The sequence below is a fragment of the Klebsiella grimontii genome (assembly GCF_900200035.1).
Classification (GTDB): domain Bacteria; phylum Pseudomonadota; class Gammaproteobacteria; order Enterobacterales; family Enterobacteriaceae; genus Klebsiella; species Klebsiella grimontii.
In genome coordinates, this window is the sequence record NZ_FZTC01000012.1 from 17,418 (window position 1) to 37,342 (window position 19,925).

The window sequence follows — 19,925 nt, forward strand, 5'->3', positions numbered from 1 at the left end:
CGCCAACAATGGATAAAAAAAGAAGCGCGCCCGACAGCAAAATAGCGACGATACTATCGCCCCCCGGGGAACCCAGGCGGCATCATACCTTTCATTCCGCGCATCATCTTCATCATGCCGCCTTTCGACTTCATCTTCTTCATCATGCGCTGCATATCGTCAAACTGTTTGAGCAGACGGTTCACATCCTGCACCTGCATTCCGCAGCCTGCGGCGATGCGGCGCTTGCGCGAACCTTTAATAATTTCCGGTTTCGCGCGCTCTTTCAGCGTCATCGAGTTGATGATGGCTTCCATACGCACCAGCACCTTATCGTCCATCTGCGATTTAACGTTGTCCGGTATCTGTCCCATGCCCGGCAGCTTGCCCATCAGGCTGGCCATACCGCCCATGTTTTTCATCTGCCGCAGCTGTTCAAGGAAATCGGTGAGATCAAAACCGTCGCCTTTTTTCAGTTTGGAAGCCAGCTTTTCAGCCTGCGCACGGTCAACCTTACTTTCGATATCTTCGATCAGCGACAGAACGTCGCCCATGCCGAGAATACGGGAAGCGATACGGTCCGGGTGGAACGGCTCCAGCGCTTCGGTTTTCTCGCCAACGCCAAGGAATTTAATCGGCTTGCCGGTGATATGACGAATCGACAGCGCCGCACCGCCGCGGGCGTCGCCGTCCACTTTGGTCAGCACGACCCCGGTCAACGGCAGGGCCTCGTTAAACGCTTTCGCCGTGTTCGCCGCATCCTGGCCGGTCATCGCATCGACAACAAACAGGGTTTCTACTGGATTGAGAGACGCATGAACCTGCTTAATCTCATCCATCATCGCTTCATCAACGTGCAGACGACCGGCGGTATCCACCAGCAGCACGTCGTAGAATTTGAGCTTCGCTTCCTTCAGCGCGGCATTAACGATATCAACCGGCTTCTGACCTACGTCAGACGGGAAGAAATCAACGCTAACCTGCTCGGCCAGCGTTTCCAGCTGCTTGATCGCCGCAGGGCGATAGACGTCAGCGGAAACCACCAGCACTTTCTTCTTGTGCTTTTCACGCAGGAACTTACCCAGCTTCGCGACGCTGGTGGTTTTACCCGCCCCCTGCAAACCGGCCATCAGCACCACGGCTGGCGGTTGCGCGGCTAAATCCAGCGCCTGGTTCTCTTCGCCCATCGCGGCAACCAGTTCGTTGCGCACGATTTTGACGAACTCCTGGCCCGGGGTCAGGCTTTTGTTGACTTCATGACCTACCGCGCTTTCTTTTACGCGGTTGATGAAGTCACGTACCACAGGCAGAGCAACGTCCGCCTCCAGCAGCGCCATACGCACTTCGCGCAGGGTATCTTTAATATTGTCTTCAGTAAGGCGTCCGCGGCCGCTAATGTTGCGCAGCGTACGCGACAAACGATCGGTTAAATTATCAAACATTGTCTCTCGCCTGAGGTGGAAACGGTCGGTCGCCGCAGCGACACAAAAACGGAATGGGCGCAGTATAACACGACATAAACGCGAATGTGCTGCAACGGTTGGAGCCAGAGTCGCGTGACGCTATACTGCTTCTCTTTACTATTTAGTCAACAGTCGACGCCCATATGCCTGTTTTTGCTCTACTCGCTCTTGTCGCCTACTCCATCAGCCTCGCGCTGATCGTCCCTGGCCTGCTGCAAAAAAACAGCAGCTGGCGGCGGATGGCGATTCTTTCCGCAACTATTGCGTTGATTTGTCACGCCTTCGCGCTAGAGTCACGCATTTTTCCCGGCGGCGAAAGCGGGCAGAACCTCAGTCTATTAAACGTGGGATCGCTGGTCAGCCTGATGATCTGTACGGTGATGACCATCGTCGCTTCGCGTAATCGCGGCTGGCTATTGCTGCCCATTGTCTACACCTTCGCCTTAATCAACCTCGCGTTCGCGACCTTTATGCCGAACGAGTACATCACGCATCTGGAAACCACGCCGGGGATGTTGGTCCATATCGGCCTGTCGCTCTTTTCTTATGCTACGCTGATTATCGCTGCGCTTTACGCTCTGCAGCTGGCGTGGATTGATTATCAGTTGAAGAATAAAAAGTTGACCTTCAGTAGCGAAATGCCGCCGCTGATGAGCATTGAACGTAAAATGTTCCATATCACCCAGATAGGCGTGGTGCTATTAACCCTGACGCTGTGCACCGGGTTGTTTTATATGCACAACCTGTTTAGCGCGGAAAACATTGATAAAGCAGTACTGTCTATTATTGCGTGGTTCGTTTATATCGTCCTGCTTTGGGGCCACTATCATGAAGGGTGGCGCGGACGCCGGGTCGTCTGGTTTAACGTGACTGGCGCAGGGCTGCTGACGCTGGCCTACTTTGGTAGCCGCGTATTGCAACAGTTCATGAGCTAAGTCTTTAAGGAAGCCCAAGTGGAACATATCTCCACCACCACGCTGATCGTGACGCTGATCGTCATGGTGGTTATCTCCGCCTATTTCTCCGGTTCAGAAACCGGCATGATGACGCTAAACCGCTATCGCCTGCGTCATATGGCCAAGCAGGGCAATCGTCAGGCAAAACGCGTCGAAAAGCTCCTGCGTAAGCCTGACCGTCTCATTAGCCTGGTTCTCATTGGCAATAACCTCGTCAACATTCTTGCCTCGGCGTTGGGCACCATTGTGGGCATGCGCCTGTACGGCGATGCCGGCGTCGCCATTGCCACCGGCGTCCTGACGTTTGTGGTGCTGGTGTTTGCCGAAGTGCTGCCAAAAACCATTGCGGCGCTCTATCCGGAAAAGGTCGCCTATCCCAGCAGCCTCCTGCTTGCGCCGCTGCAAATACTGATGATGCCGCTGGTGTGGTTGCTCAACACGATTACCCGCATTCTGATGCGCATGATGGGCATTAAAACCGACATTGTCATTAGCGGGGCATTAAGCAAAGATGAGCTGCGTACTATCGTTAATGAATCACGTTCGCAGATCTCCCGCCGCAATCAGGACATGCTGCTCTCCGTGCTGGACCTCGAGAAAGTCAGCGTTGACGACATCATGGTCCCGCGCAACGATATTGTCGGTATCAATATTAACGACGACTGGAAATCCATTGTCCGCCAGCTGACTCACTCTCCGCACGGGCGCATCGTGCTGTACCGCGACACGCTGGACGATGCCATCAGCATGCTGCGGGTACGCGAAGCTTATCGCCTGATGACCGAGAAAAAAGAGTTCACAAAAGAAGTCATGCTGCGCGCCGCCGATGAAATTTACTTCGTGCCGGAAGGAACGCCGCTCAGTACGCAGCTGGTGAAATTCCAGCGCAATAAAAAGAAAGTGGGTCTGGTCGTTGATGAATATGGCGACATTCAGGGACTGGTTACGGTTGAGGATATCCTCGAAGAGATCGTCGGCGATTTTACGACTTCAATGTCGCCTACGCTTGCTGAAGAGGTGACGCCGCTTAATGATGGCTCAGTGATTATCGATGGAACCGCCAACGTACGGGAAATCAACAAGGCATTTAACTGGCATCTCCCGGAAGATGAAGCGCGAACCATTAACGGTATCATCCTCGAAGCACTCGAAGAGATCCCCGCTCCGGGTACCCGCGTACGCATTGAACAGTATGATATCGATATTCTTGATGTTCAGGAGAATATGATTAAACGGGTGAAGGTGATGCCGGTTAAACCCATTCGCGAGAGCGTGGCTGAGTCATAGCCCCCCCTGCGGACTGGCAGAAGGGAATAGAAAAACGGCCACCTCGCGGTAGCCGTTTCGCTTATTTACTTCGCTTTCGCGACGGTGACCATCGCCGCGCGAATAGTACGACCGTTCAGGGTATAACCCTTTTGCATAACGCCCAGCACGTTGCCTGGCGCGACGTCTTCGGACTCAACCATCGCAATGGCCTGATGGACGTTCGGATCCAGCGGCACGTTCGTATCGCCAATCACTTCCACGCCGAACTTACGTACCACGTCGAGCATGGACTTCAGCGTCAGTTCGATGCCTTCAACCATCGGCGCCATATCCGGGTTAGCTTTATCAGCGACTTCCAGCGCGCGATCCAGGCTGTCGATGACCGGCAGCAGCTCGTTGACGAATTTCTCCAGCGCAAACTTATGCGCTTTTTCGATATCCAGCTCGGTACGGCGGCGCAGGTTATCTTCATCAGCTTTCGCACGCAGCAATACTTCACGTTCGCGCTTCTGCGCTTCAGCAAGCTGAGCTTCCAGATTCGCAATTTTTTCATCGCGCGGATCCACCTGCTCAGCCGAAACCTCAGGCTCTACCGCCTCAACGTCGTCGTGCTGCTCCGTGATAATTTCTTCCGGGGCTTGCCCCTCAGGCGTTTTCTGTTCTTTACTACTCATGAATTTCTCCGCGTTTTTTTCGCATTCATCTCGCTAACTTCGCTTATTATGGGGATCAGTTTCCTGGTTTCAAGGGAACGCGGCCAGATTGTCACTATTCATTTAACGCAAGGACATCCAGATCATGAAGAACCACTTCAAGTGTATAGGCATTGTGGGACACCCTCGTCACCCAACCGCGCTGACCACACATGAAATGCTCTGGCGCTGGCTGTCCAGCAAAGGTTATGAAGTGCTGGTTGAGCAGCAAATCGCGCATGAACTGCAGCTCAGCAATGTGAAGACCGGGACGCTGGCCGAAATTGGCCAACAGGCAGACCTGGCCGTCGTGGTTGGCGGCGATGGCAATATGCTCGGCGCAGCGCGTACGCTGGCGCGCTACGACATTAACGTTATTGGGATTAACCGCGGCAACCTCGGTTTTCTGACCGATCTCGACCCGGATAACGCGCTACAGCAGCTCGCCGATGTGCTCGAAGGCCACTATATCGCCGAAAAACGCTTTCTGCTGGAAGCTCAGGTGTGTCAGCAGGATTGCCAGAAGCGCATCAGCACGGCAATTAATGAAGTTGTCCTGCACCCCGGCAAAGTGGCGCATATGATTGAGTTTGAAGTTTACATTGATGAGGTGTTTGCTTTCTCTCAGCGCTCCGATGGCCTGATTATCTCCACGCCCACCGGCTCCACGGCTTATTCACTCTCTGCCGGAGGGCCGATTCTCACGCCTTCACTGGATGCTATCACCCTGGTCCCCATGTTCCCGCATACGCTCTCGGCACGCCCGCTGGTGATCAATGGTGACAGCACCATTCGCCTGCGCTTTTCTCAACGCTGTAGCGACCTCGAAATTAGCTGCGATAGCCAGATAGCGCTTCCAATTCAGGATGGTGAAGATGTGCTGATCCGCCGCTGTGATTATCACCTTAATCTCATCCATCCAAAAGATTACAGCTATTTCAATACATTAAGCACCAAGCTTGGCTGGTCGAAAAAATTGTTCTGATTTTATAGCCAGCCCCTTTACTGGATAAAAAACCAGATTATACTGTACGAAAACACAGTAATGGTTTTTCATACAGGAAGGCAGCTATGTTGGCACAACTCACTATTAGTAATTTTGCTATTGTTCGTGAGCTTGAAATCGATTTTCACAGCGGTATGACCGCCATTACCGGCGAGACCGGCGCCGGTAAATCGATCGCTATCGACGCGCTGGGGCTGTGCCTCGGTGGTCGGGCGGAAGCCGATATGGTGCGCAGAGGCGCCAACCGGGCTGATCTATGCGCCCGCTTCTCCCTGAAAGACACACCTGCCGCTCAGCGCTGGCTGGAACAGAACCAGCTGGAAAACGGGCGTGAGTGTTTACTTCGCCGCGTCATCAGCGCAGACGGCCGCTCTCGCGGTTTTATTAACGGCACGGCTGTCCCTTTATCCCAGCTTCGCGATCTGGGTCAACTGCTTATCCAGATCCACGGCCAGCATGCCCACCAGCTGCTGACTAAACCCGAACACCAGAAGACGCTGCTTGATGGCTATACCGGTGAGTATGCGCTTACTCAGATAATGGCAGAGCGCTATCGTCAGTGGCATAAAAGCTGTCGCGATCTGGCGCAGCATCAGCAGCAAAGCCAGGAGCGCGCAGCCCGTGCGGACCTGCTGCAATATCAATTAAAAGAGCTAAACGAGTTCAACCCGCAGTCGGGTGAATTCGAACAAATTGACGAAGAGTACAAACGTCTGGCTAACAGCGGTCAGCTGCTGACGACCTGCCAGCATGCGCTGACGGTACTGGCGGACGGCGAAGAATCCAACCTGCAGAGTCAACTGTACGCCGCGAAGCAGCTGGTCAGCGAGCTGGCAGGTATGGACAGTAACCTCTCCGGGGTACTCGATATGCTTGAAGAGGCGTCTATCCAGCTTAGCGAAGCAACGGACGAACTGCGCCATTATCACGATCGCCTCGATCTCGATCCGAACCGCCTGTTTGAGCTGGAGCAGCGTATCTCCCGACAGATCGCCCTGGCGCGGAAGCACCAAATCACGCCCGAAGAGCTTCCTGACCTTTACCAATCACTACTGGAAGAGCAGCGTATGCTGGATGATAGCGCCGGTTCTCTGGAATCTCTTAGCCAACTGGTCGTTGAGCATCATCAGCTGGCGCTGGATACGGCAAAGCAGCTGCATACCCTGCGCCAAAATAGCGCCGATGAATTGACTCGGCTAATTACGGAGAGTATGCACTCACTCTCGATGCCGCACGGTGTGTTCGGCATTGATGTCGCGTTTGATGAACGCCACCTTACGGCTGAAGGCGCGGACCATATCGAATTCCGCGTCACCACTAACCCGGGTCAGCCGCTGCAGCCGATTGCTAAAGTTGCCTCCGGAGGCGAGCTGTCACGTATTGCGCTGGCGATTCAGGTCATCACCGCGCGTAAGATGGAAACTCCGGCGTTGATTTTCGATGAAGTGGATGTCGGCATCAGCGGCCCTACGGCGGCGGTCGTCGGTAAACTGCTGCGTCAATTAGGCGAATCAACCCAGGTGATGTGCGTCACCCACTTACCGCAGGTTGCCGGTTGTGGACATCACCATTTCTTCGTCTGCAAGGAAACGGACGGTGAAATGACCGAGACGCACATGCACCCTCTGGATAAACGCGCTCGTTTGCAGGAACTGGCCCGCCTGCTGGGCGGTAGTGAAGTCACTCGTAATACCCTGGCAAACGCGAAAGAGTTGCTTGCCGCCTAAACTTTTTGATTTTCACAGAGTCATAGTGAACAGCAAATTGCCGATAGACCTGCAGCCGAAGGTTCCCAACCGGGCAAAGGTCTATTATCATCGGCATATTACAGATGAGCCACGTACTGCTCGGGCCCAAAAAGGAATCAAATCACTATGCGCTGTAAAATGCTGACTGCTGCCGCAGCGGTTCTTCTTATGTTGACCGCAGGCTGTTCCACTCTGGAACGAGTGGTTTACCGTCCTGACATCAACCAGGGTAACTATCTGGCACCAACCGACGTAGCAAAAATTCGTGTCGGCATGACGCAACAACAGGTTGCCTATGCTCTTGGTACCCCGATGATGTCGGATCCGTTTGGCACCAATACCTGGTTCTACGTTTTCCGTCAGCAGCCTGGGCATGAAAAAGTTACCCAACAGACGCTTACCCTGACCTTCAACAGCAGCGGTGTGCTGACCAACATTGATAACAAACCTGCCCTGACGGCGGAGTAAGGCTATCAATATGCAAAAAGCGCTCAATGAGCGCTTTTTTTATCTCTGAGCTTTGCGCGAAACGGTTACTTTCCCGCGCTCTTCTCAGCCCGCTGGCGACGCAGCTCTTTCGGGTCTGCAATCAGCGGCCGATAGATCTCTACCCGATCGCCATCGTGGACCCGATCCTGAAGCTTCGCCGGGCGGCTATAAATACCCACCTTGTTCTTCGCCAGATCGATATCATCACGCAGCGCCAGAAGACCGCTGGCCACGATCGCCTGCTCGACCGTCGCGCCCTCTTCCAGCTTAACGCTTTGCAGATACTGCTTTTCCGGCAGCGCGTAGGCTACTTCAACGACGATGTTAGCCAGCACTGTAGACCTCTTTTGCCCGCGTCGTGAACGCCTGCACCATATTCATGGCCAGCTCTTTGAAAATGCGACCAAACGCCATTTCAATCAGCTTATTGGTGAATTCAAAATCGAGATGAAACTCAATTTTGCACGCTTCCGGGCTTAGGGGGATAAATTTCCAACCGCCAATCAGCTTCTTAAACGGACCATCGACCAGACTCATGAGAATACTTTGGTTACTGGTCAGCGTATTTCGCGTTGTGAAGGTCTTGCTGATACCCGCTTTGGATACGTCAACCGCCGCGGTCATCTGCGTCGGCCCGAGCTCCAAAACCCGGCTACCGGTACAGCCCGGCAGAAAATCAGGGTAGGACTTCACATCATTTACCAGTTGATACATCTGTTCCGCACTGAACGGCACCAGGGCGGTACGGCTAATCTGAGGCATAGCAGGTTCCACATATAAACACGGTGCAAATAATATCATTTATCTGCTGCTAAAAAAAACGCTGTACCGCAACTCGTGCTAAGATAGCCCATTACGCCTCGCGGGAAGATTGAGGTACGACTGTTTTAAGACGATGACTTCAGGATATTATGACTAAGAAAAAAGCCCACAAACCTGGATCAGCCACCATAGCGCTGAATAAACGCGCCCGTCATGAATACTTTATCGAAGATGAATACGAGGCTGGTCTTGCCCTGCAGGGATGGGAAGTAAAATCTCTCCGCGCAGGTAAAGCCAACATAGGTGATAGCTATGTCATTTTGAAAGATGGCGAAGCCTATCTGTTTGGCGCCAACTTTACGCCAATGGCCGTTGCTTCCACTCACTACGTCTGCGACCCGACGCGTACCCGCAAGCTCCTGCTCAACCAGCGTGAACTGGATACCCTGTACGGGCGTATCAACCGCGAAGGTTACACTGTGGTCGCTCTTTCGCTGTACTGGAAGAACGCCTGGTGCAAAGTCAAAATCGGCGTAGCGAAAGGTAAAAAGCAGCACGACAAGCGTACCGATATCAAAGACCGCGAGTGGGCGGTAGATAAAGCCCGAATTATGAAGCACGCGGGTCGTTAATTCCCCTTTCCATCAGGGTCAGTTTTGCTGACCCTGACGCTATATCATTGTTGATGCTGATTTTTCACCCAACCTGACGCCATAATCCTCGAAACGAGGGCTGGTAAGCGCATTCATAAATCTGTTATACTCAACGTACACATTGGGGCTGATTCTGGATTCGACGGGATTTGCGAAACCCAAGGTGCATGCCGAGGGGCGGTTGGCCTCGTAAAAAGCCGCAAAAAAATAGTCGCAAACGACGAAAACTACGCTTTAGCAGCTTAATAACCTGCTCTGAGCCCTCTCTCCCTAGCTTCCGCTCTTAAGACGGGGATCAAAGAGAGGTCAAACCCAAAAGAGATCGCGTGGAGGCCCTGCCTGGGGTTGAAGCGTTAAAACTAATCAGGCTAGTCTGGTAGTGGCGTGTCTGTCCGCAGGTGCCAGGCGAATGTAAAGACTGACTAAGCATGTAGTACCGAGGATGTAGGAATTTCGGACGCGGGTTCAACTCCCGCCAGCTCCACCAAAATTCTCCATCGGTGATTACCAGAGTCATCCGATGAAGTCCTGAGAGCCCGCACGGCGCAAGCCCTGCGGGCTTTTTTGTATCTTCAATTCGTCCCGCAAAATCTCAAGAAAACTAATTTAATCTGAACCTTTTAGGCACCTTGTTAGGCACCTCATAAAGCTTTATTGTTTTTGAGGTGCCTAAAACTATGGAAAACCGGCAATGGCAAGACAAACTAAACCCCTATCCGTTAAAGAAATTGAATCCGCTAAACCCAGGGAAGCGGACTACATTCTCTATGATGGTGATGGCCTTGAGTTACTCATCAAATCCAGCGGCAGTAAAATCTGGCAGTTTCGCTACATTCGTCCTGTCACCAAGAAACGTGCGAAGAAGAGCATTGGCCCCTACCCGGCAGTTACCCTTGCCGATGCCAGAAACTATCAGGCAGAGTCTCGTTCTCTTCTAGCGAAACAAATCGATCCTCAGGAACATCAGCAAGAACAACTGCGCAGTTCACTAGAAGCTAAAACAAATACTTTCCAGCTCGTAGCTGAACGTTGGTGGAATGTGAAGAAAGCTAGTGTGACCCAAGACTACGCAGAGGATATCTGGCGTTCTCTTGAGAGAGATGTCTTTCCTGCGATTGGTGACGTGAGCGTTACAGATATTAAAGCCCATACATTGGTTCAGGCGGTACAACCGGTACAGGCCAGAGGCGCGTTAGAAACGGTCCGTCGCCTTTGCCAGCGCATCAATGAAGTCATGATTTACGCGCAGAACACAGGTCTGATTGATGCTGTTCCCAGCGTCAATATTGGCAAAGCCTTCGAGAAGCCCCAGAAGAAGAACATGCCAAGCATTCGTCCCGAGCAGTTACCGCAACTGATGCAGACTATGCGCACCGCCAGCATTAATCTGTCAACCCGGTGCCTGTTTATGTGGCAGCTTCTCACTATTACCCGCCCTGCCGAAGCCGCTGAAGCTCGTTGGGATGAAATAGACTTTGATGCTAACGAATGGAAAATTCCAGCAGCCAGAATGAAGATGAACCGGGATCATACCATTCCGTTGTCCGATGAAGCTCTTGCCATCCTGGAAATGATGAAGCCACTTAGCGGCAACAGGGAATTTATCTTCCCCAGCCGTATAAAACCGAAACAGCCTATGAACAGCCAAACGGTAAATGCTGCGCTCAAACGTGCTGGATTTAGCGGTGTGCTTGTCTCACATGGATTGCGCTCAATTGCCAGTACCGCCCTTAATGAACAAGGATTTCCGCCTGATGTCATTGAAGCCGCGCTTGCGCATGTCGATAAAAACGAGGTACGACGCGCCTATAACCGCAGTGATTATCTTGAGCAACGTCGCCCAATGATGCAATGGTGGGCCGATTTTATTAAAGCAGCAGATAGTGGGAGCATTATTGATGGTGGAAAAAAGGGGTTACGCCTTATTGGGTAACCCCCACCGCTTGGCTACCGGATTAATGGTTATCATTCTAATTGTCAATTCACAGCGTTATTTCATTATGACCTCATTAAAAGCAGCTTTGATCATTTCATCATTTCTTGACCAGTCAGAAATCCTTCTCTGCATTTTATCCCAGGCAGCATAATATTTGAGTTTTTTTCCAGGTCTATACGATTCCAATTCTTGCTGTTCATTTTCCATAAACTTATTAATATCATTCTCGAGAGCATTTATAGCCGATGCTTTACTTTTCCAGCCACCTTTAGGGACTTTTTCTTTAAGAAGTTCAACTATTTTTAGCTTTAGCGGGATATAATTCTCAGCTCGACCTTTCCCTCCCAACTGAGCAGCCTCAATTAGACTTCTTTTATTATTCTCGAACATTCTATTAATATTTAGAACCTTACATCCGCCTATCCATAGGCTTATATAATTTAAAGCATCAAACAAATATTTGCGTCCTTCATATTGCTCATCGTTCTGGTCAAGATTACTTTTATACATCCCCCATCTATGACATATTAAAGATAATCTCAAATACACATCAATATCTATTTTATTGATGTCATACTGCCTTTTTAATAAATCAACGAAATTGAATTTTTCAATCCAATAATGAATATAATCTTGCATTGTGAACTGAGAGTAATTGGCGACCATCTTTTTTAAACTTCTTCGTTTATATTGCTGACTTCCCTTATATTCTATAACATTTCCATTATCATCTATAAGTTCTCCATTGCTATTTATTCGCATACCCTCATAATTTATATTTTCATTATTTTCATTTATATAATCACCTTCGGAGTTTGTTAGCCTCCCATTATTACTTACATATACTCCATTAATAAAATACCTAATAAGCTCTTCTGCATCTTCACGATACTCTTCCAGGGTTGATGCTGAGATATACCCAGAAGTTGCTACATCCTTTACGCGCTCCTCAAACGCTCTATCTAATTCTTCAACCAAAAAATTAAATTCATTATTTTTCATATCTTTACCAAAAAAGTGAATGTGAAGTGCCTTCCGTAAAAAAGTACTCCAGGCACATGGATTGTCGGAAAAATCATACTGTTGTACCTTCTGACGACCCCTTAGCCAATGCGAGAATTTATAATGTCCACACAACCAATTACGATCATACGTTTACCCGGTGTTCTAAAGAGAATCGGTATCGGGCGCTCCACCATTTACGACTGGATGAATCCTAAATCGCCCCGTTACGACCCAACATTCCCCAGACCGATTCAACTCGGTCAAAAAGCTGTTGGTTGGCGCGAGTCTGATTTGAATCACTGGTTATCGTCACGCTGCAATACTGTACATTAAAACCCAAGCCTCCTGGGGGCATTCCCCCAGGGGGCGTTGATAAAAGTCAAATTAATCAATAGATAAATATCAATTCAACTCTCTAATCAGGAATAACGAAAATGACTACGACATGCCCAGAATGCGGTTCTGATCGTGTAAGTGAACGACATATAGGCAGGAAGACGGGAGGTATTGCCGGAGGCGTGGCTGGTGCTCTCAGTGGCGCAGGAGTAGGGGCAGCTATTGGCTCGGTTGTGCCTGTAGTGGGAACAGCTACAGGAACGGTTATTGGTGCTCTATTGGGAAGGTTTGTCGCTGGAGCAACTGCCGGAGCTGTTACCGGTTCGGCTATGGATGGGGTGCTGTTTGACAGGTATGTATGTCGGGAGTGTGAGCATACATTCGACTGATTATACTAATATTTATTATCTTTTCCTCCCTCAGTAATACATCTTTCACGTTCACATTTCTTATGAAGCTCCTTCACTGATTGATCTGTGCCGTCGATCGGTTCAAGCTTTTTAATAGTTAATACTGATTATTAAATTGATTTCGATCGGATTTATCTATTGATATAAACGATCAATTTTTGATTTTCGATCGGTATTAACAATTTTACACATCTTCGTCTTCCTGAAAAGATCACAAAAACCTGCCTTTAATCAGGTTATTCCTACGGGATACCGCTAACCCATTCAGGATTTTTGTAGTGTTGACTGGTCAGCGAAGAGAGAGGGAGTAAATGGAAAACAAAGGCAAGTGGTAACGCCATAGAAGAGGTTGTGAACATTTTTATGGGAGGGTTAGAAAAAATCAATCGGTAGGCGTATGAGCTGTTTGCTATGACATAAACAGAATTCGGAAAAATTCAATTTTTAAGGGATTACAAATGAACATTAATTTTATAGAAAGTATTTACTCAAGGAAGGGGCTTATTGCCTCTATTGCTCTTATCACAGTGATGCTTACTGGTTGCGATTCGCCAGAGAAAAGACAATTTATGACCGGGTGTAAAATTGCAACCCGTAACGGTTCTGTATGTGCTTGTGCCTGGGAGAAAATGAGTGATATTTATCCGCCAAAGTTACTAAAGGCGATTGGCGATCAACAAACAGCGCCCCCCTCCGGCTTTCAGCAAAATATGAGAAATTCCTTACAGCAATGTATACGTGAAGAATGAATTGAATCTCTCGATTAGACACATTTGAGTTATTAAAAAGAGGCATGAAAGTATGCAACATATAGCAATGAAATATTTTATTGTCGCATTCGTACTATCACTGATCATTGTAATTTTTAATCTATTTTCAGCAACAGGAAAGATTTATGGTTTTTGGCATGGTGTAAAAATTTTGTTCTGGCTGACGATTGGCCCTGGAATTGGAATGTTAATAGGTGCTTTTATTCGGCAGTGGTTGATGCCTGATGCTATATATACTCGTGAGGGTGCTATTGGAATATTTAAAGCAAAAATATTCTGGACAGTTGGGCCACAGGCAATCGGCTGGTTACTTGGAACCTTGGCAGTTGCAGAACAATTATATTAGCCCCCCGTAAATTGAGTTTTCCCAAAGGAGATAAAAATGAAAAAATTAAGTAGTACTATTATATTCCTCTCCGGATTTTTATTCGCTACCTCTTCATTCGCAAATGAAACGTATGATTTAAAATGTACGCTCGATGATGGTGATCAGATGATGGTTAGTCATGTCAGCGATACGGTTTACATCGCATTTTTGGCTCCCGGAGACGATCCTGATGAAGGCGGTTCGGTCATTAAACTCGATGTTTCATCAGGTGGTGTTAAGCAAGAATTAACAGAGCCGGGTATGAAATATCCATATTTTACACTAACCGGAACAGATGAAGAGATCGATGGGAAGATCATTGTTGATTATAACACTGATGAAAACTCTAAAATCTCAGCTTCCTTTGCACAAATCGATAGTAAAGGGAATAACATCGCGAAAAATTACTGCAAACCGGACACTATTAAAGCAAGGAATGGACTAACTGAAAAAGGTATTATTGCTGTCAAAAATTCCGCTGATACCGCCAGCACCAATGTCTCCTCCAAAGATTTATTCAAATTATCTGTGTCTCAGAAGTATCGCGACTACAGTTCAGTAAGAGTATATTTCTGGAAGTACCAATTAATTAGCAATGTTGACGATCTTAAAATTCAAAAAATTACCGTTAACAGAGGCCATTGCTTGATTAATGAAAAGAAAATCACTTATACCACAAGAGTTCAAGATCAGAACACTCTTAACCGTATTGTTAATGGTAGAAAAGCCAAACAGATTACGGAGGACAACGAAGTTCCAAGAACCAGTTGGGATCTTAATTATAGCGATGTTTACTACTTTACGGTTACGACTGATAGCGATTATGGAAGATGCAGGCCTCAAGAGGTTGTGATTGAAACTAATAAAGGTAGTTCGAGTTTTACTTGGGATATTTAATCCAGTAAATATTTATCAGTTATGAGAAATTAAGAACGTTCTTGTGCGCTACCTGCCTCCATTGGCAGGTAGCGATGTCTATTAATTATTATTTAATAAAACATATAATCCCTCATCACTTCATAATAAAAAATGCTAGTAGAGACCGCAAATTAATCATTATATATACTTAGATCAGGTTGCTTTACAACACATGTAAGCACTCAAGTTGAGATAACCCTAGAGACCTTTCTAAGTAGTGAAGCCCCTTCTCAGCAAAGATCGAACTTTACACTCTGGCACAATAACCGTAGGGGGAATATCATACCCAAAACATTTGGTGATGCTTACGCATCAGGATGATGTTGTGTCCTCCGAAAGGGAATAATTTATGAGTATTGCAGGCATACGTTCCAATCGCGGTGATGGATATCAAACCTTAGTGGCGTTTGATTGGGCCTTGAAGGTTTTATCAGATCCAGACTTTCTATGGCTGGAAGTCGATTCGATAAGCTACTCCGTTGATGATGTCGTCGTAGGAAAAGCGGATGGAAGCGTGATCGTCTGTCAATGCAAAAAAAATCAAACCGATTTTAAGGCCTGGACGATAGCTGATCTTGGCGATGAGCTGGATAAGGCCTTTCATCTGCTAGCGAACACTCCTACAGCTAATGTTCGTTTCATTTCCCGAAATAACTTTGGCGACCTTGCAAAACTCAAAGAACACAGCTCTTCTCAACCAGACGAAAAGAGTTACCGACTAAGCCTAGGAAAAGCACAACAGCAATTGGATGAAACTTTGTCGAGCCAACTTGCGAAAATTACCTCAAGGCTTTCAACATTTGAATTCTTGCGTCGAACAAATTTTGTGGTTACTGATGAATTAGATCAGATGGAGCAGGAACTGCGGGGACAGTTACGACGTGTAGTGAGTAACCCAGACACTGCTTTCAATGCACTCTGGGTAAGCCTAGATAGGTTGGGTGCGCGTATGGAAGGTCCGAGTGTATCTACTGCTGCGCAACATCGTTTAACGAAAAAAGATCTCCATGCCCTTATCCAGCAAGCTGGGTCTATGCTAGTTCCCCCCATGAATCTTACAGAAGTACTTCGTTCTTTTTCCAGTACTTCTGCTATAGGTAGGTCCTGGCGACGAGATATTGCAGGACAGCGGCTCGCTAACCCTATTCTGGATGAATTATTAGCTGCGATTGATGCCAAAACACGTTCAATCCTACTTACAGGCCTCCCCGGTTCAGGGAAAACCTGTGTGATGCTTGCATTACAAGAAGCATTGGAAAAGCGCGCAATAAGCCGTTCAGATATTGTCCCTTTATTTATTCAGTCACGCGAATTCGCCAGTCTGGCAACATCAGAGGAGCGCCAAGCTCAGGGTTTAGCACAACAATGGGTAGAAAAAGCAGCAAGACTGGCTGAAGACACTCATGTAATAGTACTCATTGATTCTTTAGATGTACTGTCTATAGCTCGTGAACATCGGGTTTTGCAGTACTTTCTTGCACAGATCGACCGTCTGCTCTTGATCCCTAATATTACTATAGTTACCGCTTGCCGCGACTTCGACAGACATTACGACAAACAAATTGCCGAACGGCATTGGGATTGTGAATTAAAGTGCCGACCATTGAATTGGGATACAGAGATTGCACCTTTACTTGATGTACATGGAATTACAACTAATACTATAGACGCTGTTACACGCGAGTTGATACGCAATCCCCGAGAGTTAGCGCTGTTTGTCGAACTGGCCCAACGAGGCGGCAGTTTCAATGTCGTGACCAGCCAGGAATTGGCTCAACGCTATCTTGATACGATTGTGCTTGCTAATGATGAACTAGGGGATGTTGCTATACAAGCGATTGAGGCGATTGCCTCTGAAATGTTGCGCATACGAAGCCTGGTAGTGCCACATCAACGTTTCTCTGCCTCTCAAGATATACAGAGGAAGCTATGTAGCCTTAATGTATTACAGGAAACTCAAGATGGGAAACTAACGTTTGGTCATCAAACTTTATTGGACGTACTTGTCATAAGTAAGGCTATGCGTAATGGCATTACATTGAATGATTTCATAAGCGATTTATCACCAGTTCCATTTGTACGTCCGAGCATACGTAGTTTTATCGCTCAACTAGCGCTGGGAGAACGCCGTGAGTTCAGAAAACAACTCAGGGCTGTATTAACAGGGAACACCGCATTTCACATTAAACGTCTAATAGCCGAGTCTTTTGCAGAACAAAAACCCCAGAATGAAGACTGGCCATTTATTCGCGATTTGCGTGAGAAACAGTATGATGTTTTCCAGGTGATTTACACTGCTGGGCGTTCTATCGAATGGCATCATTTCTGGCTTGACTTCCTTATTCCCCATTTAAAAATGATCAAAGATGCCGAGGGGATGAGGAGGCATGCCTACCGTATTAATCAATGGAACAATATTGACACTAGTGGCGTAGTCTCATTTTGGATAGAAGTACTAGACTTTGATTGGCTTGGTGAAAATGGAATTGCGGATCAACTGTCGATGCGACTGTCAGACATTAATCCTGAGAATATGGCTATTATCATTCCATTATTAGAAAAATTACTTAAAATGCCACGTTCTGAACATAATTCTCTTGGTTGGGTCGTTGCAAACAGTGTAATAGCAGGAGCTGTGGATGATGATTTTCTCTGGAGCTATATTGCGGGCGATATCGAAGATGAGGATGTATTAGAATTTAGATTCAATGGCAAACTACGTTGCCAGCCTCATAAATTTGGGAATGGAAATGAAAAGTTTCTAAATCAGCGCATGGAACAATCCGGTGCTTTACTGGACTTAGCCTTAGGATCTATTGAGCACTGGAGCCAAGTACGCACATCCCGTTACGATAAATCACGATTAAGTTATAGAAATGGGTTTCTAAACAAAACCTCTTACGAAACTACTCATAGCCAGCGAGATATGTACCATACAGACAGTACAGAGGCATTATTTAATGCTGTTGAGGCAGGTATTATTCATCACGCAATAAAAAATTCAGACTGGTGGAGAAAAAACCGTGAACGTCTTTGTTTTAACCACGAAGGTGCATTACTCTACTTCGGTATTATTGCCTGTACGATTGCACCTGACGCTAATATTGATTTAATAGGTCGTATGTTATGCGATCACGATATGCTAGAGTTCAAGCTTTCTTTTGAACTAGGTAAGTTAATACAGTCGGCATTTAATTCCCTACCTACCCGGGTTCAAGATTCAATCATGGATAATATATTAACCATTAGAAATGAATATGTTTCCGGTAAGCCTAGATTATGGAAATTAAGGGCGCAAGCTGAATTTATTGTATCGATACCTTGCTATCTACGTTCCAGTGAATTACAGAAAAGATTGGATGAATATGAAAAAATAACTGGGACGTTCACACGTGAGCCTCATATCCATTCACAAGGTGGTTGGGTTAGAGCCCCCTTCTCATATGATGTTTTTATAGGTGTCAGCAACAAGGCGATACTGAAACTGCTATCTCATTATGCTGGACATACTCAACGAGAATGGGATGACTTTCTTATTGGAGGAGAAGAAGAAGTGGGCGGGGAATTGCGGGAGGCATCGTCACGCCAGCCCTTACGCTTCCTTAACTTTTTATCCAGCTACTGGATTGATATTTCAATAAAATTCCGCGATAACATAATGAGTGGAGTTGCGAATTATCTGGCATATCGCTATGGAAATTTAAATCCCAATAAAACATGGGAGCCTCTTGAAGAACCTAATGCATCACTTCTTGCAAGCAAGATTCTGGATGAATTGGAAAGACATCAAAGACATTGGCGATGCAATGCCTTTGCAGCTAAAGCGCTAGAAGCCTGCGCCAATGTCATACAAGACATACAAGAGGCAGAACGACTAATCTTCCTGACTATTGGCTTTGCAGGACTTAATGAGGTCGACCCAATTGAGGGAGATTCTGTTGATTTGATTGCACTTGGAATTAATATGGTGAAAGGGGACATCACCGAAGCCTTGATGATTCTGGCAAATAATTTTTTAGAGCAAGGAAAAAAACTACCAAAATTGCTAGTTCCTACGTTAAAACGGTTTGCTGGCGATGAGCATCCTGCTATTCGTGCTTTAGTTTTGCAGCATTTACCATTTATGCAAAGCAAGTCTTTTGATCTTGGCTGGAATTTGTTCCACTTAGCGATAAAAGATTTTAGTGGTCTTTGGAGTGTCGCTGAGAGATGTCTTTATTATTCTTACCATGCTCATTTTGAAATTGTTCAACCATTATTGGTTAGTATATACAATGATGGAGATGATAAGGATGTTGAAACATGGGGTCGTATTTCGGCTTTATCAGCAATGACAGGACATACTAATTTTGATAAATTCATAAAAGACCTGAATACTTTAGACAAAAAAGAAGCCTGGTTGGGTGCGGCTCATGTTTGGACAAATAGAGAAAATATTCGTCAACATAATGAGCAGTGCCTAAAAGGAATTGAAGCAGGTTTAAAAACAAATAGTCCACACGCCATCGAGGTAGCGAAGCAATTAGATCATATATTTGATGATAGCGAAGGAGTAATCTATGTACCATTAGAAATAGTAGATCTCTGTTTTTCTGTTTTTAAAAATAATAGTAACACTGATGAGAGCAAACAATATCAGTTCTATAGGTTTCATGAATGGCTTAATGCAATTTCACTACACGATCCAGAACTAGCCTTGTCAGCCACGGAAAAATATCTAACCTTTTCCCGTCATAGCAGACAATATCTGTATGATCACCATAACAGCCTTACTCAGTTGATGACCCGACTTTTCGCTGAAGCAGAAGAACGCGAAGAATCAGATCAAGGAATAATGTTAGAACGCGTAGTGGCAGTACAAGACATACTTCTTGCTCTAGGTGTAGAAGGTGTAGCAGATTGGTTAAAGGCGGCGGAGCGACCATGATGTTAATGGTGCATATTAGAACTCAAATATACACCTGTAAATTGTATTAGCTCAGATTTTACCTAACACAGCTATGGCACAGATCTAAACCTAATCTGACAGGCAGCTCAGTGCCAGGAGCGGAAGTTAACAGGACTGGATCGTAGTAGAGTCACATTAGTAGCAATATTCACTTTTAAAACATGATTTAGCGGAATAACGTGAAAAGGAGTTGTTGATAAAAGCAGAACTGATTAACT

General features: G+C 46.9%; 17 protein-coding genes and 1 other RNA gene. 13 read left to right on the top strand and 5 right to left on the bottom strand.

The annotated features are described in order from the left end of the window. Window positions 1–53: 53 nt before the first annotated feature. The gene (ffh, locus tag KOSB73_RS04350; RefSeq protein WP_004123779.1) at window positions 54–1,421 is read right to left on the bottom strand and encodes a signal recognition particle protein; all 1,368 of its coding nucleotides are present in this window, start codon (window positions 1,419–1,421) and stop codon (window positions 54–56) included. Window positions 1,422–1,585: 164 nt separating this feature from the next. Here ffh and KOSB73_RS04355 point away from each other — a divergent pair, with 164 nt between their 5' ends. Then, window positions 1,586–2,377, top strand: coding sequence for a cytochrome C assembly family protein (locus tag KOSB73_RS04355; RefSeq protein ID WP_004123787.1), 792 nt, complete (start codon window positions 1,586–1,588; stop codon window positions 2,375–2,377). Window positions 2,378–2,395: 18 nt separating this feature from the next. Then, on the top strand, window positions 2,396–3,685 hold the full coding sequence (locus KOSB73_RS04360; protein ID WP_004853327.1) for an HlyC/CorC family transporter: 1,290 nt from the start codon (window positions 2,396–2,398) through the stop codon (window positions 3,683–3,685). A gap of 65 nt (window positions 3,686–3,750) precedes the next feature. On the opposite strand, the gene grpE is transcribed toward KOSB73_RS04360, so the two are convergent. Further along, a complete protein-coding gene (grpE, locus tag KOSB73_RS04365; RefSeq protein ID WP_004123793.1) occupies window positions 3,751–4,341 on the bottom strand; it encodes a nucleotide exchange factor GrpE in 591 nt (196 codons plus the stop codon). A 124-nt stretch (window positions 4,342–4,465) separates the two neighbouring features. Here grpE and nadK point away from each other — a divergent pair, with 124 nt between their 5' ends. The 3 genes from nadK to bamE all read left to right on the top strand — a co-directional run bounded on the left by nadK (window position 4,466) and on the right by bamE (window position 7,581). Continuing rightward, on the top strand, window positions 4,466–5,344 hold the full coding sequence (gene nadK, locus KOSB73_RS04375) for an NAD(+) kinase (RefSeq protein WP_004104646.1): 879 nt from the start codon (window positions 4,466–4,468) through the stop codon (window positions 5,342–5,344). Window positions 5,345–5,430: 86 nt separating this feature from the next. Beyond that, the gene (recN, locus tag KOSB73_RS04380) at window positions 5,431–7,092 is read left to right on the top strand and encodes a DNA repair protein RecN (RefSeq protein ID WP_064343108.1); all 1,662 of its coding nucleotides are present in this window, start codon (window positions 5,431–5,433) and stop codon (window positions 7,090–7,092) included. A 147-nt stretch (window positions 7,093–7,239) separates the two neighbouring features. Next, complete coding sequence (gene bamE / locus KOSB73_RS04385) at window positions 7,240–7,581, top strand: outer membrane protein assembly factor BamE (RefSeq protein ID WP_004123807.1); 342 nt, start codon at window positions 7,240–7,242, stop codon at window positions 7,579–7,581. Between the two features lie 65 nt (window positions 7,582–7,646). Here the strand turns inward: bamE and KOSB73_RS04390 are convergent, their stop codons facing one another. Both KOSB73_RS04390 and KOSB73_RS04395 read right to left on the bottom strand, forming a co-directional pair. Next, window positions 7,647–7,937 (bottom strand): RnfH family protein, encoded by a 291-nt coding sequence (locus KOSB73_RS04390; RefSeq protein WP_024358398.1) that lies wholly within the window; start codon window positions 7,935–7,937, stop codon window positions 7,647–7,649. Next, entirely contained in the window at window positions 7,927–8,364 is a 438-nt protein-coding gene (locus tag KOSB73_RS04395; protein WP_004104653.1) for a type II toxin-antitoxin system RatA family toxin, read from the bottom strand. The genes KOSB73_RS04390 and KOSB73_RS04395 overlap by 11 nt, the downstream gene beginning before the upstream one ends. A gap of 149 nt (window positions 8,365–8,513) precedes the next feature. On the opposite strand from KOSB73_RS04395, the gene smpB reads away from it, so the two are divergent. From smpB to KOSB73_RS04410, 3 genes are all read left to right on the top strand, one after another. Beyond that, window positions 8,514–8,996, top strand: coding sequence for an SsrA-binding protein SmpB (smpB, locus tag KOSB73_RS04400; protein ID WP_004104655.1), 483 nt, complete (start codon window positions 8,514–8,516; stop codon window positions 8,994–8,996). 144 nt (window positions 8,997–9,140) lie between these two features. Beyond that, window positions 9,141–9,504, top strand: a transfer-messenger RNA (tmRNA) gene (gene ssrA, locus KOSB73_RS04405). Between the two features lie 204 nt (window positions 9,505–9,708). Next, window positions 9,709–10,950 carry an integrase gene (locus tag KOSB73_RS04410; RefSeq protein WP_098140260.1) on the top strand — a complete coding sequence of 414 codons (1,242 nt, stop codon included), beginning with the start codon at window positions 9,709–9,711 and terminating at the stop codon, window positions 10,948–10,950. Window positions 10,951–11,007: 57 nt separating this feature from the next. Here the strand turns inward: KOSB73_RS04410 and KOSB73_RS04415 are convergent, their stop codons facing one another. After that, window positions 11,008–11,955, bottom strand: a complete 948-nt coding sequence (locus KOSB73_RS04415) for a hypothetical protein (protein WP_098140261.1) — start codon at window positions 11,953–11,955, stop codon at window positions 11,008–11,010. Window positions 11,956–12,078: 123 nt separating this feature from the next. Here KOSB73_RS04415 and KOSB73_RS04420 point away from each other — a divergent pair, with 123 nt between their 5' ends. From KOSB73_RS04420 to KOSB73_RS04445, 5 genes are all read left to right on the top strand, one after another. After that, window positions 12,079–12,291, top strand: a complete 213-nt coding sequence (locus tag KOSB73_RS04420; RefSeq protein WP_098140262.1) for a helix-turn-helix transcriptional regulator — start codon at window positions 12,079–12,081, stop codon at window positions 12,289–12,291. Between the two features lie 871 nt (window positions 12,292–13,162). Next, window positions 13,163–13,453, top strand: a complete 291-nt coding sequence (locus tag KOSB73_RS04430; RefSeq protein ID WP_098140264.1) for a hypothetical protein — start codon at window positions 13,163–13,165, stop codon at window positions 13,451–13,453. Between the two features lie 52 nt (window positions 13,454–13,505). Continuing rightward, the gene (locus KOSB73_RS04435; protein ID WP_098140265.1) at window positions 13,506–13,820 is read left to right on the top strand and encodes a hypothetical protein; all 315 of its coding nucleotides are present in this window, start codon (window positions 13,506–13,508) and stop codon (window positions 13,818–13,820) included. Between the two features lie 36 nt (window positions 13,821–13,856). Beyond that, window positions 13,857–14,738, top strand: coding sequence for a hypothetical protein (locus tag KOSB73_RS31000; RefSeq protein WP_207762610.1), 882 nt, complete (start codon window positions 13,857–13,859; stop codon window positions 14,736–14,738). A gap of 370 nt (window positions 14,739–15,108) precedes the next feature. Then, on the top strand, window positions 15,109–19,686 hold the full coding sequence (locus KOSB73_RS04445; protein WP_098140266.1) for an AAA family ATPase: 4,578 nt from the start codon (window positions 15,109–15,111) through the stop codon (window positions 19,684–19,686). Window positions 19,687–19,925 lie beyond the last annotated feature (239 nt).

Excerpts from the sequence above, each read along its gene's own strand:
- ffh (WP_004123779.1), bottom strand. The coding sequence starts at position 1,421 with ATGTTTGATAATTTAACCGATCGTTTGTCGCGTACGCTGCGCAACATT.
- KOSB73_RS04355 (WP_004123787.1), top strand. The coding sequence starts at position 1,586 with ATGCCTGTTTTTGCTCTACTCGCTCTTGTCGCCTACTCCATCAGCCTC.
- grpE (WP_004123793.1), bottom strand. The coding sequence starts at position 4,341 with ATGAGTAGTAAAGAACAGAAAACGCCTGAGGGGCAAGCCCCGGAAGAA.
- nadK (WP_004104646.1), top strand. The coding sequence starts at position 4,466 with ATGAAGAACCACTTCAAGTGTATAGGCATTGTGGGACACCCTCGTCAC.
- recN (WP_064343108.1), top strand. The coding sequence starts at position 5,431 with ATGTTGGCACAACTCACTATTAGTAATTTTGCTATTGTTCGTGAGCTT.
- bamE (WP_004123807.1), top strand. The coding sequence starts at position 7,240 with ATGCGCTGTAAAATGCTGACTGCTGCCGCAGCGGTTCTTCTTATGTTG.
- KOSB73_RS04395 (WP_004104653.1), bottom strand. The coding sequence starts at position 8,364 with ATGCCTCAGATTAGCCGTACCGCCCTGGTGCCGTTCAGTGCGGAACAG.
- smpB (WP_004104655.1), top strand. The coding sequence starts at position 8,514 with ATGACTAAGAAAAAAGCCCACAAACCTGGATCAGCCACCATAGCGCTG.
- KOSB73_RS04410 (WP_098140260.1), top strand. The coding sequence starts at position 9,709 with ATGGCAAGACAAACTAAACCCCTATCCGTTAAAGAAATTGAATCCGCT.
- KOSB73_RS04415 (WP_098140261.1), bottom strand. The coding sequence starts at position 11,955 with ATGAAAAATAATGAATTTAATTTTTTGGTTGAAGAATTAGATAGAGCG.
- KOSB73_RS04420 (WP_098140262.1), top strand. The coding sequence starts at position 12,079 with ATGTCCACACAACCAATTACGATCATACGTTTACCCGGTGTTCTAAAG.
- KOSB73_RS04430 (WP_098140264.1), top strand. The coding sequence starts at position 13,163 with ATGAACATTAATTTTATAGAAAGTATTTACTCAAGGAAGGGGCTTATT.
- KOSB73_RS04435 (WP_098140265.1), top strand. The coding sequence starts at position 13,506 with ATGCAACATATAGCAATGAAATATTTTATTGTCGCATTCGTACTATCA.
- KOSB73_RS31000 (WP_207762610.1), top strand. The coding sequence starts at position 13,857 with ATGAAAAAATTAAGTAGTACTATTATATTCCTCTCCGGATTTTTATTC.
- KOSB73_RS04445 (WP_098140266.1), top strand. The coding sequence starts at position 15,109 with ATGAGTATTGCAGGCATACGTTCCAATCGCGGTGATGGATATCAAACC.